Genomic DNA, 14,577 nt, shown 5'->3' with positions numbered 1-14,577 from the left:
ACTTCCACGTGCGTTTTCCAGCAGGCCGCTTGCCCTCTACATATAACAAAAAAGAATATAACTTTTGTTTTAACAACCAACTGTACGGGTTAGGGTGTGCCACCTTGTTTGCTTTTAGATGGAGAGCGCCCTTTGCCTCTGCGTAGTACTTTCACTCGTTTCTTTGCCATGGAGGCAGCCAGCGGCCTGTTGCTGATCGCTGCGGCCATCCTTGCGCTGATCATCAACAACTCGCCCCTGTCCTGGTTGTACAACGGCTTGCTGGAAACCCCGGTGGTGGCCCAGGTCGGCGCCTTGAAAATCGCCAAGCCGCTGCTGCTGTGGATCAACGACGGCCTGATGGCCCTGTTCTTCCTGCTGATCGGCCTGGAGGTCAAGCGTGAAGTCCTGGACGGCCAGCTGTCCAAGCCTTCGCAGGTGGTGCTGCCAGGGGCGGCGGCCATCGGCGGCATGCTGGTGCCGGCGCTGATCTACTGGTTCCTCAACCGCGACAACCCGCCGGCCCTCAACGGCTGGGCGATCCCTACCGCCACCGACATCGCCTTCGCCCTCGGGGTCCTGGCGCTGCTGGGCAAGCGGGTACCGACCTCGCTGAAGCTGTTCCTGATGACCCTGGCGATCATCGATGACCTGGGCGCCATCGTGATCATCGCGATCTTCTATTCCGGCGCCCTGTCGACTTTGTCGCTGATGCTGGCGGCGGCCTGCATCGCGGCGCTGGTGGCGATGAACCGCCTGGGCGTGGTCAAGCTCGGGCCCTACATGATCATCGGCCTGATCCTCTGGGTCTGCGTGCTCAAGAGCGGCGTCCATGCGACCCTGGCGGGCGTGACCCTGGCCTTCTGCATTCCCTTGCGCACCCGCAATGCCGAGCCTTCGCCGCTGCTGGCCCTGGAACATGCGCTGCATCCCTGGGTGTCGTTCGGCATCCTGCCGCTGTTCGCCTTCGCCAACGCCGGCTTGTCGTTGAGTGGCGTGACCGTCGAGAGCTTCACCCACTTCGTGCCGATGGGCATCGCCGTCGGCCTGCTGCTGGGCAAGACGATCGGGGTATTCGGCCTGACCTGGCTGGCGGTAAAGACCGGTCTGGCGGCCCTGCCGGCCGGGGCCAACTGGGGCCAGGTGTTCGGCGTGGCGATTCTCTGCGGGATCGGCTTCACCATGAGCCTGTTCGTCGGCTCCCTGGCGTTCGTCCCGGGCAGCAGCGAGTACGCCGGCATGGACCGCATGGGCATCCTCACCGGCTCGCTGTTCGCTGCCCTGATCGGCTATGCCGTCACTGCCGCCGCCAGCCGCAAGAGCACCTCCCTGGCGTCCTGATCGGCGAAGTTCTCCCCCGCCTGAAAACACAAAACCCCGGTCAGTTGCCTGGCCGGGGTTTTGTTTGGCTGATGAGAAATCAGCGAGTTACACGGCTGGTACCGTTGACGCTCATGATGCGTACACGGTCGCCAACACGGAACACTTCGTTTTCCTGAACTTGCTGTACATAGGCACGCATGCTGCCGTCGTCTTCACGCACGGTGATCTCCACGCCCTGGGTACGGGTCAGCCCTTCCTCGGTGGCCGAGCCGAGCAGGCCACCCGCCACGGCACCGATGACCGCAGTGACGATGCTGCCGCGACCGCCGCCGATGGCGCTGCCACCGACACCGCCGATCACCGCGCCAGCGGCGCCGCCGATAGGGGTCTTGGTGCCTTCGATCTTCACCGGGCGCAGGGATTCGATGGTGCCCATACGTACGGTTTGCACACGACGCGCTTCATCACGAGAGTAGGAATCACCGGTCAGGTTGGAGGCGCAACCGCCGAGCAACATGGCCATCGTGGTGAAGGACGCAACCAGCAAAACAGACTTACGCATAGGATCAACTCCAAGGGAAAATAAATCATTAGACTCCGCAGCTTGACACCTGTCACGGTGCCGCCCGGATAAAATTGCTTTCATTCAGCCCAAGTACAGGCTGCATGAATTCCGCGCCCTCTCGCTACGGTAGCCCCAGCCTCCAGCATAACGCTATCGAACAAGGGATTTTCCATGGATTACTTCATCATCTTCGTGGTCACGGTCGCCGGCCTGTATTTCCACTGGTGGCTGTACGTACGCATCAAGCGCTGGACGGACCGGGACCTGGCGTTGTCGATGGCCGGGACCGATGAACAGAAGAAGCAATACATGTTGCAACAATTGGCCGAAGCCCAACGCCAGAAAGTAAAACGCCGGGACCTGCCGCAATGGCTGGAAGCCGCTGCGGCAGGTTATCCCGGCGAGTGATCCAAGAGTTTCAGGGAGCCAGGCGCTCACGCACCCAATGCAAGTCCTGCCGTCGATAGTTCAAGCGGTCATGCAGGCGGCTGGGGCGCCCTTGCCAGAACTCGATACGCTCCGGCAACAGCCGGTAACCACCCCAGTGTTCCGGGCAGTCGGGCTGGCTATCGCTGAAGCGCGCCTCGGTGGCCTTGAGCAGTTCCTGCAGTTCTCCACGATCGGCAATCACCCGGCTCTGCGGTGACGCCCAGGCACCCAGGCGGCTGCCCAAGGGACGTACCTGATAGTAGGCATCGGATTCCTCGGCAGAGACCTTGACCACTCGTCCTTCGATCCGCACCTGGCGCTCCAGGGTCGGCCAGAAGAACGTCATGGCTGCAAAAGGCCGCGCGGCCAACTGCTGGCCCTTGGCGCTTTCATAGTTGGTGAAGAAGGTGAACCCCTGCTCATCCAGGCCCTTGAGCAACAGGATGCGGCAATGGGGACGACCGTCGGCATCAACAGTCGCCAGGGTCATGGCATTGGCCTCCACCGGCGGCTGTTCGGTCTGCACCGCTTCAGCGAACCACTGGTGGAACAGTGCGAAGGGTTCGGCCGGAGCCTGGGCCTCGGACAAGCCGTCGCGAGCGTAGTCGCGGCGCATATCAGCCAGAGACTGGGTCATGCCTGCTGTTCCTTATCCTGGTAGATCAGTTCTTGGCCTGGGCGGTAGCCGTCGGGTTCTTGGCCGCCGCCACGGTTTTCTTGGCTGGAGCCTTCTTCGCCGCCGGCTTGGCTGCGGGTTTCTTGGCCGCGGAGGATTTCTTCGCCGCGGTTGCCGCTTTCTTGCTGGCCGGGGCCGGAACCGGTGGCTTGGCGTCCTGGATAGCGACCATTTCGGTTTCGGACGGGGTCGGCTGGTTGTACTTGCTCAGCAGGCCCAACAGGGTGCTGCGCTGGGTCAACATGATTTCCACCCGGCGGTTCAACGAACGGCCTTGTGGGCTGTCGTTGGCGGCACGCGGCATCACCGCGCCCATGCCACGCAGCATCAGGCGGTCCTGCTTCAGGCCGCTGAGGCTGAAGATCGCGGCCACGGACTGGGCACGATCACGGCTCAGCTTCTGGTTGGCCAGGGTCGGGCCAGTCGCATCGGCATGGCCGAGAATCAGCACGGCGGTCTTCGGATCGCCTTCCACAGCCTTGGCCACGCGGGTGAACGGGCCCAGGGTTACCGGCAGCAGCATCGCCGGGCGATCCGGGTTGAAGGAAGCATCCACCAGTGCGGTGACTACCAGCACGTTCTCACGACGCTCCACCTGCAGCTTGCTGTCCTTGACGGCTTCACGCAGGCGCGGCTCGTAGTCGTCGAGCCAGGCCTGGGTGATTTTCGGGTCAGGCATCGGGATGTCCGCCACGTTGACCTTGCTCAGGGGCTTGGGCTGGCTCTTGCCGAAAGGCCACCACCATGGGTTCTCGGCATCCGCGGCCTTGGCCACGGCAGGGGCTGGAGCCGGTTCGGCCTTCTTGGCCTCGGCTACCGGCTTGTCGGCATCCTTGGAAGAGGAGAAAGGCCACCACCAGTTGCCACCTTCAGACTTGGCCGAAGCGTTCTCAGCCTCTGGGGCCGGAGCCGGGGCTGTCGCTACCGGTGCCGGAGCCGGCTCGGCGGCAGGAGCTGCCGGCTTGCCTGCAGGAGTCTTGGCTGGCACGGCTGCCTTGGCCGCTGGCGCTGCCTGCTTCGCGGAAGCCGTGGTCTTGCCAGCAGGAGCCGGAGCCCCCTTGGCCGCGACAGCCGGCTTGCCCGCAGGAGCCGCCGGGGCGGCTTCGGCCGTGGCTGGTTGTTCCGGGGCAGGAGCAGGAGCGGCTTCCTTGCTGGCGGCCTTATCGCCTCCGAACGACCACCAATGGCCGCCGTCCGCTTCATTTTGTGGGGTTTGTGCGCAACCGGTTACGGTCAGGCAGATGGCCAAGGCTAGAGACTTGTTCGACGACATGGGATATCCACAAAATGAGATAAAAAGTTCGGTCTAAATAACCGCTACAAACAGACGCTTGGAAATTATAAAAGCCACAGGGTTCCGTCCTGCAGCTTTTCAAGCATGTTTAAGCAAAAAAGTTCTTAACAGCAACCTTTTTACAGACAATCCGACAAAACTCGCACCAACCTCTGTGCCCGTGGGTCCATCAACACATAGGGGCCCAGGGTATTGGTGACGAAACCGAAGGCCACGTCGTGCTCCGGATCGGCGAAACCGATGGAGCCCCCCGCCCCGGGATGCCCGAATGCCCGTGCCCCCAGGCCAAAGGTCGCGTTGGCCACCTGGGGCTGGTCGAGCATGCAGCCCAGGCCGAAACGGGTCTGGGTCAACAGGGTCTTGTCCATGCCCAGGCTGTGCTCCCGGGTCAGCTCCTCGAGCATTTCGGCCTCCAGCAAGCGGCCATCGAGCAGGCCGCTGTAGAAACCGGCGAGGCTGCGGGCGTTGCCATGGCCATTGGCCGCTGGCTGCTGCATGCGCCGCCACTCGGGTTTATTGGTGCTGGTCATGATAGACGGTGGATTGGTAAATGCGCGGGTGCTCATGGCTTCAGGCTCGCGCAGGGTCACCTGCAAAAGGCGCTGGGCCGCGGCATCGCCGACATTGCCCTTGCCCCGCGCGATATGCGCCACCCGGTGGAATTCCTCGTCGGCCAGGCCGATATGGAAGTCCAGCCCCAGGGGCTTGGCCACCCGGGCCACGATCGATTCGCCAGGGCCACGGCCGTCGGCCCGGCGAATCAACTCGCCCACCAGCCAGCCATAGGTGATGGCGGCATAACCGTGCCCTTCGCCCGGTGTCCACCAGGGCTGCTCGGCCGCCAGGGCGTCGACCATGGTCTGCCATTCATACAGGGCCTGGGGCGGCATCAGCTCACGCAGGGCCGGCAACCCGGCCTGGTGGCACAGCAACTGGCGCAAGGTGATGGCCGCCTTGCCCGACGCGGCGAATTCCGGCCAGTAGTCGGCCACCGGCGCGTCCAACTTGAGCTTGCCCTCGGCCACCAATTGCAACGCGGTCACGGCGGTAAAGGTCTTGGTGCAGGAAAACAGATTGGCGATGGTATCGCTGTGCCAGGCCTCGGCGCCGTCCTTGTCGGCCGTGCCGGCCCAGAGGTCGACCACGGTTTCCCCGCCGACCTGGATGCACAGCGCGGCGCCACGCTCCTGGGGATCGTCGAACAGCGCCGCGAAAGCCTCGCGTACCGCCTCGAACTTGAGTTCGTAATGACCTTGAATCTGCACCCTGAATCCCCCTGCGACAATGCTCGGCAACGTGGCGCGCATTGTTTCAGCCCCAAGGGAATTTGGGAACAACCGGACCCCACCCGAGCAGGGCCCGACAGTCTTCAGTGGCCGTTGCCGGAATGCCCACCGGCATGCGCTTCAGCCGTGGCGCTCGGTGCGTCCCGGCTTTCCGTCGTAGACCCGCTGGCGGCTACCTGCTCGGCCTGGGCCCGAGCGAACTGCGTGGCCTTGCCCAGTTGTTCCAACGCCAGCAGGTTGCTCTTGCGCACGGTCTCGACGAAATCCTGGAACGGCACATCGGTAATGCCCACCAGGCCAAAATGGCCGTTCTCACCGTCCAGCAGGCGTCCGGTCACCGGCTGGTCCAGGTACTGGAACCAATGCACCCCGACGATGGACGGCTCGCTCAGCGCCTGCTTGAGGAAGTTGGCATAGGCCGGTCCCCGCTCCTCCTCCCGGGCCAGTTCGGTAACTGCGCCCCAGAACGGGCCACGATCCCGGGAGCCAAAGTTGAACTCGGTGACCAACAGCGGCTTGTCGAGACTGCGCAGGTAGGCGAAGTCCTGCCCGTCCTGGGGCTTGAGGGTGTACATGTTGAAGCTCAGCACGTCGCAATACTGGGCACAGGACGCCACCGCCTCAGGTGTGCTGACGGCAAACCGCCCTCCCAGCAGCAGGTGATTGGGGGCGTGCCATTTCAACGAATCGGCGATGGTCTTGAAGTAGGTATCGGCGAAGACTCGCTGGAAATGCCGGTAGTCGGCCTCGATCTCGGGATGCTCGGGGCTTGGCAGCGGCGCCTCGAAGCCCGGGTCTTCCAGCAACTCCCAGGCCGGCAGATCGATCCCCCAGGCCTTGGACAGCCCCTGCTGGTTGCGATACTTGTCGCGCAGTTGCTTGAGGAAGGCGCGCTTGGCCGGGACATCGGTGGTCAGGCGCAAAGTGCCGTAGGCCAGGGCGAAGCGAGATTTCGCGTCACTTCCCGGACCTGCCCAGGCCAGCTCGTTGTCGGCGAAGTAACCGATCAACCACGGATCGTCACGATGATCCCGGGCAGCGATGGCCACGGCGCGCTCGGTGGCCATGGCAAAGCGCGGATCGAAGGGATCGGGCATGCCGCCCCACCAATCGCTGCCGGTGCTGATGCTGGCGTAGTCGCCGACGATCGACAGCGGCAGGGTGTAGGGCATTCGGGCGGCCAGGCCCAGGGCCGGCGCGCTCCAGTTGCCGATGGTGTTGAAGCCCCAGGCTTGCAGGCGGTCCAGGGTGTGGCCGAGCCAGCGCTTCTGGTCGAACCCCGGTGCCGCGCAGGGAGCCGCCTGGTCGGGCGCTGCCACGGCCGCGCCAGCAGCGGCGCAAGGTGCGCCATAAGTACGCTGCAGGTTGGCCCGGTAGAAGTCGTACCAGCGCCCGCTGTTGTAGCCCCGCCCGCGGTCGGCGCCGTTACCGCCACGGTTGTCGCCGTCACCGTAGTAGACCGCCAGTGGCTCGCCGTCCTTGGGCAGGTCGCTGAACATCCATTCGCGCCCGGCGACATAGGTGCGGTTGTTGTCCGCCGCCAGGGTGTTGACCCCCAGGGAATAGAACGGATGCCCATCGGGAGTCACCAGGAACCAGCGGCCATCACGCTTCTGGGTGCGAAAGAAGCCGCTGGCCTTGAAGGCCGGCCCCTGGCTCAGGCCGCCGAAGCGATCCAGGGGGGCCTTTTCACGCTCGGCGAGCCAGCCCTTGAGCTGTTGCTGCTCCTTGCTCGCGGCGGATTTGAGCTGCTCGTCGCTGGCGACCTTCTCCGGCCAGCGGTCCCGGGTCGACTGGCCATAGCCATCCACCAGGGAGCCATACACGGCGCGAACCACGCCCTCGCCATCCTGCACGCCGAAACGCTCGAGAAGGATGCTTTGCGAAGCCTTGGGGTTGTCCAGGGACAGGGTCACCGATACCACCTGGCTGCGGTCCAGTTGCCCTTCGCTGCTGGCCAGCAGGATGCGCTGGCCGTCCACGGTCATGGGCATCGGCGGCGCGGCCTTCATGCCCTGCTCCAGGGCACTGCTGGCCACCAAGGGCACCAGCAGCGTCTGCGCCGGGCCGGCGGGCAAGTCGACCCGGCTGGCCAGGGTCTGGCCATCGTGGCTCTGGATGGTCACGTAGAGGGTCAGGGCCCAGTCCATCGCACTCTGGATACGCAGGCTCATCAGACCCGACTGCGACCAGTCCCAGGCACCCGCCTGGGGGCTCAGGCGCAGGCTGGGACGCAGCGTCGGATTGAACGTCACCCGCCGCAGCACTTCACCCTCGGCCGTCTGTTCGGCGTTGTACTGCGGCAGGTTGGCATCCTGGGTCGCCACCTGCACCACGGCGGCCGGGCGGACAAAGTTGAACAACGTTCGTTGTCCGGCAGGGGCCGCCAGCACAGGAGCGGCAAACGACAGGGCAAGTACGACGGGCAACGAGCGGCGAATCATGTGGGCCGGTTTCTCCTTGTAGGGCCGCTGGGCGGCCGATGCTCAAGCATTGACGTGAAATAGACAGCGGGGCGCGCAAAGGTGCGGCCCTGCCCGGTAAGCCAGTGAAAAGACCTTGGGCGACGTGGCTACCCAGGCCATCGCCGGGCGGCGTGCTCGCCTACCCGGCGCAATGCGGTCTGGGCCAGCCTAGGATATTTCTCGGCGAAAAGGCGGCAGGGCGTTGAGGATCGCCTTGCCATAGCGCTGGGTGACCAGGCGCCGATCCAGCAGGGTGATGGTGCCGCGGTCCTGCTCGGTACGCAGCAGCCGGCCACAGGCCTGGACCAACTTGAGGGAGGCATCCGGCACCGAGATTTCCATGAACGGGTTGCCGCCCCGGGCCTCGATCCACTCCGCCAGCGCCGCCTCCACCGGATCGTCCGGTACCGAGAACGGGATCTTGGCGATCACCACGTGCTCGCAATAGGCCCCCGGCAAGTCCACCCCTTCGGCGAAGCTGGCCAGGCCGAACAGCACGCTGGAATCGCCGCCATCGACCCGGGCCTTGTGCTTGTTGAGGGTCTCCTGCTTGGACAGGTTGCCCTGGATGAACACCTGCTTGCGCCAGTCGCGATCCAGGCCGTCGAATACGTCCTGCATCTGCTTGCGCGAGGAGAACAGCACCAGGCTGCCCCGGGAGCCTTCCACCAGTTCCGGCAGGTCGCGGATGATCGCTGCGGTATGGGCCGCGGCATCCCGTGGGTCGGCCCGCAGGTCGGGAACCCGCAGCACGCCGGCGTCGGCATGGTGGAATGGGCTGGGGACCACGGCGGTAACGGCCTTCTTCGGCAAGCCGGCACGCATGCGGAAACGGTCGAAGGTGCCCAGGGCGGTCAGGGTCGCCGAGGTTACCAGGGCACCGTAGGCTACGTTCCACAAATTGCGGCGCAGCATTTCCGCGGCCAGGATCGGGCTGGCGTTGACCTCGATATCGAACAACGAGCCACTCTCGGCCAGGGTCAGCCAGCGGGCCATGGGCGGGTTGTCCTCCGGGTCCTCGACGGTGAAGGCCGTCCACAGTTCCCAGTTGCCCGAGGCCCGGGCCAGCAGGCTGCCGAACAGCGGATACCACTCCTCGGCCTGGTTGCTGGCGATGCCGATGTTGACCTCGCCGTCCATGCCTTCCTTGAGCAGGTCGGTCAGGCGAGTGAACAGGTCGGTCAGGCGCGAGAAGCCTTTCTTCAGCTCGATGCCCATCTCGCGCATGTGGTCGGGAATCAAGCCGCCGACAAAACGATGGCGCGGCCGCTCGCGGCCTTCCATGTCTTCACCGGTCTTGAAGTCGGCGATCTGCTCGCAGGCGGTGAACATGAACTGTTGCTGGGTCTTGATCTCCCGCGCCAGCTCCGGCACCTGCTCGATCAGCCGTCCCAGATCCCCCGGCAGCGGGTGCTGGGCCAGGAGCTTGGTGAGGTTCTTGGCGGTCTGCTCCAGCCAGTCGGCGGTGGAGCGCAACCGGGTGTAGTGGGCGAAGTGGCCGATGGCCTTGTCCGGCAGGTGATGGCCTTCGTCGAACACATAGAGGGTGTCGCGCGGGTCGGGCAGCACCGCGCCGCCGCCCAGGGCCAGGTCGGCCAGGACCATGTCGTGGTTGGTGACGATCACGTCGACCTTGCCCATGCCTTCCCGGGCCTTGTAGAAGGCGCACTGGCCGAAGTTGGGGCAATGGCGATTGGTGCACTGGCTGTGGTCGGTGGTCAGACGCGCCCAGTCGGCGTCTTCCAGGGTCGTGGGCCAGCTGTCGCGGTCGCCGTCCCATTTATTGCCGGCCAGTTTCTCGATCATGCTGGTGAACAGCTTCTGGCTGGCCTCGTCCACCTCGATCTTGAAGCCTTCTTCTTCGAACAGCTGGGCGGTGGCGGTCTGCGCGTGGCCTTCCTGCAGCAGCATGTCGAGCTTGGACAGGCACATGTAGCGCCCGCGTCCCTTGGCCAGGGCGAAGCTGAAGTTCAAGCCGCTGTTGCGCATCAGGTCGGGCAGGTCCTTGTAGACGATCTGCTCCTGCAGGGCGACGGTGGCGGTGGCGATCACCAGGCGCTTGCCGGCGGCCTTGGCCGTGGGGATCGCCGCCAGGCTGTAGGCCACGGTCTTGCCGGTACCGGTGCCGGCCTCTACCGCGACCACCGCCGGATCGCCGCTGCGCCGGCCCTCGTCGTCGGTATCGACGTCACCCAGGACCTTGGCCACCTCGGCGATCATCAGGCGCTGGCCATAACGCGGCTTGAGGCTCTTGGCTTCGAGAAAACGCGAGTAGGCGCCCTGGATCGTGGTTTTGAGTTCGTTGCTGATCATGGTTCTTCAGGCGCAGAAAACGCTGGATAAATTTTCAGTGGTTCGAATCGGCCGCTATCATACCCCGCTAATTCATCCTGCGCAGAACGGAGTACCCGAATGACCGCTTTCGCCCTCGCCTACAGCTTGCATGTCCTGGCCGCCCTGGTCTGGGTCGGCGGCATGTTCTTCGCCTGGATGGTCCTGCGGCCCGCCGCCGTGGCGGCCCTGGAAGGTCCACAGCGGCTTCAATTGTGGGCCCAGGTATTCCCGCGTTTTTTCGCCTGGGTCTGGGCGGCCGTGGTGATCTTGCCGATCAGCGGCATCGGCCTGCTGCACCTGCGGTTCAACGGTTTTGAAACCGCGCCGCGCTATGTGCAGATCATGATGGGCGTGTACCTGGCGATGACCGCGCTGTTCATCCGTATCCAGGCGCTGCAGCTGCCGGAGTTGCGCCAGGCAGTGGCGGCCCAGGACTGGCCGGCCGGTGCCGCCGTGCTCGGGCGGATCCGCCGCCTGGTGGGTATCAACCTGATCATCGGCCTGCTGCTGGTGGCCCTGGCGGCTGCCCGGCCGAGCTTCTGAAATACGATCGCCCGCAAAAGCGGGCGATCGGCATGACAACTGACAAAGCGGGTTAAAGGCGCTGCACGGTCAGCGAGCCCGCCACGCCCTCCGGCCCTGGTTGGCCCTGGGCACCGGGACGTCCGCCCTTGCCACCGTCGGCCCGGTAGACCAGGCAGCCCTTGGATTTGCCGCCCGCGCCCGGCTTGCCACCGGCACCGGCCAAACCGCCGGCACCGCCATCGACCCAGACCTTGATCTGCTCGTCGGGGAAATCCCGCGGCAACTCCAGGCGTACCTGGCCACCCGCCGCACCCGGATGGCCATTACCGCCATTGTCCCCATCGGCACCACGTCCGGCCTGGCCCCAGGTACAGCCGGGCTCATCGCCATTGGCCCCATCCAGGCCGACATAACCTGGCGCACCGGCACCGCCCCGTGCATCCACCGACAGCTCCTGGGCCTGCAGCGACTCGATCCGCAGGTTCAGGTTGCGACCGGGCTTGGCGGCCTTCTCATAGGTCCCCGGCGCCCCCCGGGAGGTGAACTGGCTACCCGCGTCCAGCTGTGCCCGCTGGACCACCAGATGCAGGCTCTGCTCGGTGGGCACGATGGCGATCCGCGCCTCGCGCCCCAGGTGCAGGTCCTGGACCTGGAGTTCAGTGACATTGGCCGGTACCAGCAAGGTGGCGAAGTCGGCCACGTCCAAGCGTTCCAGGACCAGGTTGCTGGCGGTATTGGGCAGGCGCATGAAGGAATTGGTTTCGACCCTGACCTCCTGGGCCAGGACCAGGGGGGTAAAGAACAGGAGCAGCGGGCAGAGCCTACGCATGATCGGCCTCGACGGTAACGGGGGCTGGAAGGGCCTGCAGATGGAAAATACCTACCAGCAGGATTTGCAGGCGATCACGCCAAGGATGGGCACGGCCCTTGAGGCTGCCATTGAACAGCACCAGTTCCAGCAGATGGGTCAACAGCAACAGGCTGCCCGCCAGGTTGACCAGCAAGTGCAATGGATTGATCAACGGCCTGGCCAGGTTGATCAATATCACCAGCCAAAATAGCAGGGTCAGAAACTTCCCCAGCCCCCATAAGACCTTCATATGCCCCCCTTGTAAGTTCTTCTTTGCGCGCACAGTAACGACTTATTACCGGGATACGCCAGAGGGCCATGCAAATTCTCCCCAGCGGCAGTTTAGCTCCCGGATCGACGAGGATCGCCGCAGCCACTTCCCCATACCGCACGTGGATGCGCCGGCGCGGCACCTCGGGCCGCGCCGGACGCGCCTGCTCAACGGTTGATCTGGATTTCCGTGCGGCGGTTCATGGCCCGTCCTTCCGCGGTCTTGTTGTCCGCCACGGGTTTGCTGGCTCCGGCGCCGGTCACCGAGATGAAACTGGCACGGGGAATACCGCCCTGGATCAAGTATTCCACCACCGAATGGGCGCGTTTTTCCGAGAGTTTCTGGTTGTAGGCCGCCTTGCCGACGCTGTCGGTATGGCCCGTCACCCGCAGTTGTGCCGAGGCAGACTCCTGCTTCAGGCGAGTCACTATGGTGTTGAGCTTGGTCTTGTCGGCCTCGGTCAGCTTGGCCGAGTCGAAATGGAAGTGCACATCGCGCACGACGATGGTTTCTTCCTTGACCACCACGACCTCTTCCACCACGGGTGGAGGCAATGGGCAGCCGTTGGCATCGACCTGCACGCCCTTGGGCGTATGCGGGCACTTGTCACGGCTGTCCGGCACGCCATCGCCGTCCTCGTCGCCATCGCCATGCACCCAGCAGTAGGCGCCTGCCAGGCCGCCGACAAACAGTGCGCCACCGCCCGCCCACGCCGAGCTTTCGGTGGCGCCCAGCGCCGCGCCGGTGACGCCGCCTACCGCGGCGCAGATCGGCCAGTCGGTTTTTTGCAAACCTGCACAACCAGTCAACACACCGGTCAACAGAACCAGGGGTACTGCCGTACGAATGATGCTCATCTGATTTCTCCTGAGGGATCGGCTCGGGGCCGATTCACGGAGTAAAGACCCGGCCGAAGGTCCGCGCCAGCAAACCGCCAGCCCCTGTTTCGCCCCGTAAACACAGGGGGTTCACGAATAAATGAAGAACCGCTCTAGGCCCGCGGATGCCGGCAAGCTAGTCTTGGACGCTCTGATCGAGGAGCGATGATGAGCGTCGGTATTTCTGCCCGTACCCCGCAGCAGGCACTGGCTGCCCTGCTGGACCGTTATGCACCGCAAAGGCTGCTGCTGATCGGCGCCAGCGACTTTCCCGCCCTGGCCGCATTCAAGGCCGCCCATCCGGCCACCGAAGTGGCCCAGGCCGCACCCGGGCCTTTGCCGGCCGACCTGGCCGCGCAGCGTTTCGACCTGGCCCTGGCGGTGGATTGCCTGGAGCACCTGCCCAAGCGCGAGGGCCAGAACCTGCTTGGAGGCATCCGCAACCTCAACGCCAGCCGCATCGCCGTGCTGGCCGACCTGGTCGCTTGCGGCTGGCAGGAAACCGACTTCTTCTCCCTGGCCCTGCAGGCCAGCGAGCGCTTCCAGCGGGAGCAACAGGTGCTGACCCTGTTTACCTACGATCTGCTTGAATACAAGCAAGTGCCCGATTGGCTCAATTCACGCTTCTGGGCGAACCCGGAAAATTTTGGAAAGTACTGGTGGTAACACGATGAGCGCTTCGATTTGTCCCTGCGGCAGCGGCAACCTGCTGGAGGCCTGCTGCGGCCATTACCATGCCGGCCATCCCGCGCCCTGTGCCGAGGCCCTGATGCGCTCGCGCTACAGCGCCTATGTGCTGGGGCAGGTGGACTATCTGGTAGCCACCACCCTGCCGGCCCAACAGGCAGGACTGGACCGCCAATCCATCAGCGACTGGAGCGCCCAGAGCACCTGGCTGGGCTTGCAAGTGGAAAGCTCGGAGGTGTTCGGCGGCCAGCCCGAACATGCCTTCGTCACCTTCACCGCCCGCTGGCACGACAGCCAGGGCGAGCACAGCCATCGCGAACGCTCGTCGTTCGTGCAGAACCAGGGGCGCTGGTACTTCATCGACCCCACGGTGCAGCTCAAGGCATCGCGCAACGATGCCTGCCCCTGCGGCAGCGGGCAGAAATACAAGAAGTGCTGCGCGAGCTACTTCAGCCGCTGAGCCCTCGTCCGCCACGATCAGCCCCGGCCCAGGATGGGTACAGGGGAGACCAAAGGGAGCCTTGCAATGATCGGTGAACTGCGCCTGCTACCCATTCTCTGCCTGCTCGGGATGCTGGGCCTGTCCGGTTGCGTGTCGTGGTTCGCCGACGAAGACATCGATCCCGAGGTGCACCTGGTCAAGGTCGAGGTGGTCAAGGCCAACTTGCTGGAGCAGCGCTTCACCCTGCACCTGAGGGTGGACAACCCCAACGACGAAGACCTGACCGTACGCCGCCTGACCTACCGGATCTACCTGGAGCGCTTTTTGCTCGGCGATGGCGAGCATGAGCACTGGTTCACCGTCACGCCCCATAGCAGTCGCTATTTCAAGGTACCGGTGCGCACCAACCTGTGGCCGCAGATCCGTGACCTGGTGAAACTCCTGCACAAGCCCGACCGGCCGATTCCCTATCGCCTGGAGGGCGAGCTGGAGGTGGGATTATTCATCGGCAAAGACGTGCACCTGAAGCGCAATGGCGTGATAATTCCCGGCGATTTCATCCCGGAGTGACCT

Annotated in this window: 15 protein-coding genes; 6 read left to right on the top strand and 9 right to left on the bottom strand. The window is 64.5% G+C overall.

Annotation, left to right across the window (positions count from 1 at the left end; genetic code table 11):
- The first annotated feature begins 132 nt into the window (after nucleotides 1–132).
- Nucleotides 133–1,320, top strand: a complete 1,188-nt coding sequence (nhaA, locus tag ACK6AU_RS00965) for a Na+/H+ antiporter NhaA (protein ID WP_185697883.1) — start codon at nucleotides 133–135, stop codon at nucleotides 1,318–1,320.
- Between the two features lie 79 nt (nucleotides 1,321–1,399).
- Here the strand turns inward: nhaA and ACK6AU_RS00960 are convergent, their stop codons facing one another.
- Complete coding sequence (locus ACK6AU_RS00960; protein WP_025127763.1) at nucleotides 1,400–1,864, bottom strand: glycine zipper 2TM domain-containing protein; 465 nt, start codon at nucleotides 1,862–1,864, stop codon at nucleotides 1,400–1,402.
- A 174-nt stretch (nucleotides 1,865–2,038) separates the two neighbouring features.
- On the opposite strand from ACK6AU_RS00960, the gene ACK6AU_RS00955 reads away from it, so the two are divergent.
- Nucleotides 2,039–2,275, top strand: a complete 237-nt coding sequence (locus ACK6AU_RS00955; RefSeq protein WP_185697882.1) for a hypothetical protein — start codon at nucleotides 2,039–2,041, stop codon at nucleotides 2,273–2,275.
- 10 nt (nucleotides 2,276–2,285) lie between these two features.
- Here ACK6AU_RS00955 and pdxH read toward each other — a convergent pair whose 3' ends face one another.
- The 5 genes from pdxH to dinG all read right to left on the bottom strand — a co-directional run bounded on the left by pdxH (nucleotide 2,286) and on the right by dinG (nucleotide 10,330).
- Nucleotides 2,286–2,933 carry a pyridoxamine 5'-phosphate oxidase gene (pdxH, locus tag ACK6AU_RS00950; protein WP_185697881.1) on the bottom strand — a complete coding sequence of 216 codons (648 nt, stop codon included), beginning with the start codon at nucleotides 2,931–2,933 and terminating at the stop codon, nucleotides 2,286–2,288.
- 25 nt (nucleotides 2,934–2,958) lie between these two features.
- Nucleotides 2,959–4,245 (bottom strand): OmpA family protein, encoded by a 1,287-nt coding sequence (locus ACK6AU_RS00945; protein WP_409297264.1) that lies wholly within the window; start codon nucleotides 4,243–4,245, stop codon nucleotides 2,959–2,961.
- Between the two features lie 140 nt (nucleotides 4,246–4,385).
- The gene (locus ACK6AU_RS00940) at nucleotides 4,386–5,531 is read right to left on the bottom strand and encodes a serine hydrolase domain-containing protein (RefSeq protein WP_409297262.1); all 1,146 of its coding nucleotides are present in this window, start codon (nucleotides 5,529–5,531) and stop codon (nucleotides 4,386–4,388) included.
- Between the two features lie 104 nt (nucleotides 5,532–5,635).
- Nucleotides 5,636–7,996 carry a beta-galactosidase gene (locus tag ACK6AU_RS00935; protein WP_409297260.1) on the bottom strand — a complete coding sequence of 787 codons (2,361 nt, stop codon included), beginning with the start codon at nucleotides 7,994–7,996 and terminating at the stop codon, nucleotides 5,636–5,638.
- 189 nt (nucleotides 7,997–8,185) lie between these two features.
- Nucleotides 8,186–10,330, bottom strand: coding sequence for an ATP-dependent DNA helicase DinG (gene dinG / locus ACK6AU_RS00930; protein WP_185697877.1), 2,145 nt, complete (start codon nucleotides 10,328–10,330; stop codon nucleotides 8,186–8,188).
- A 99-nt stretch (nucleotides 10,331–10,429) separates the two neighbouring features.
- On the opposite strand from dinG, the gene ACK6AU_RS00925 reads away from it, so the two are divergent.
- Nucleotides 10,430–10,894, top strand: a complete 465-nt coding sequence (locus ACK6AU_RS00925; RefSeq protein WP_185697876.1) for a CopD family protein — start codon at nucleotides 10,430–10,432, stop codon at nucleotides 10,892–10,894.
- A 52-nt stretch (nucleotides 10,895–10,946) separates the two neighbouring features.
- On the opposite strand, the gene ACK6AU_RS00920 is transcribed toward ACK6AU_RS00925, so the two are convergent.
- From ACK6AU_RS00920 to ACK6AU_RS00910, 3 genes are all read right to left on the bottom strand, one after another.
- Entirely contained in the window at nucleotides 10,947–11,705 is a 759-nt protein-coding gene (locus ACK6AU_RS00920) for a collagen-like protein (protein WP_185697875.1), read from the bottom strand.
- Nucleotides 11,698–11,976 (bottom strand): DUF1145 domain-containing protein, encoded by a 279-nt coding sequence (locus ACK6AU_RS00915; protein ID WP_185697874.1) that lies wholly within the window; start codon nucleotides 11,974–11,976, stop codon nucleotides 11,698–11,700. The genes ACK6AU_RS00920 and ACK6AU_RS00915 overlap by 8 nt, the downstream gene beginning before the upstream one ends.
- 188 nt (nucleotides 11,977–12,164) lie before the next feature.
- Entirely contained in the window at nucleotides 12,165–12,854 is a 690-nt protein-coding gene (locus ACK6AU_RS00910) for an OmpA family protein (protein ID WP_185697873.1), read from the bottom strand.
- 189 nt (nucleotides 12,855–13,043) lie between these two features.
- Here ACK6AU_RS00910 and ACK6AU_RS00905 point away from each other — a divergent pair, with 189 nt between their 5' ends.
- The 3 genes from ACK6AU_RS00905 to ACK6AU_RS00895 all read left to right on the top strand — a co-directional run bounded on the left by ACK6AU_RS00905 (nucleotide 13,044) and on the right by ACK6AU_RS00895 (nucleotide 14,574).
- Nucleotides 13,044–13,541, top strand: a complete 498-nt coding sequence (locus ACK6AU_RS00905; RefSeq protein WP_409297256.1) for a DUF6231 family protein — start codon at nucleotides 13,044–13,046, stop codon at nucleotides 13,539–13,541.
- Between the two features lie 4 nt (nucleotides 13,542–13,545).
- On the top strand, nucleotides 13,546–14,022 hold the full coding sequence (locus tag ACK6AU_RS00900) for a YchJ family protein (protein ID WP_185697871.1): 477 nt from the start codon (nucleotides 13,546–13,548) through the stop codon (nucleotides 14,020–14,022).
- Between the two features lie 66 nt (nucleotides 14,023–14,088).
- Nucleotides 14,089–14,574 carry an LEA type 2 family protein gene (locus ACK6AU_RS00895; RefSeq protein ID WP_409297254.1) on the top strand — a complete coding sequence of 162 codons (486 nt, stop codon included), beginning with the start codon at nucleotides 14,089–14,091 and terminating at the stop codon, nucleotides 14,572–14,574.
- Nucleotides 14,575–14,577: the final 3 nt, after the last annotated feature.

This window comes from Pseudomonas sp. KCJK8993, from assembly GCF_046230915.1.
In the GTDB taxonomy this organism is placed as follows: Bacteria; Pseudomonadota; Gammaproteobacteria; order Pseudomonadales; family Pseudomonadaceae; genus Aquipseudomonas; species Aquipseudomonas piscis.
The sequence above is the reverse complement of the archived record's forward strand: the minus strand, read 5'-3'. Positions and strand labels throughout refer to the sequence as shown.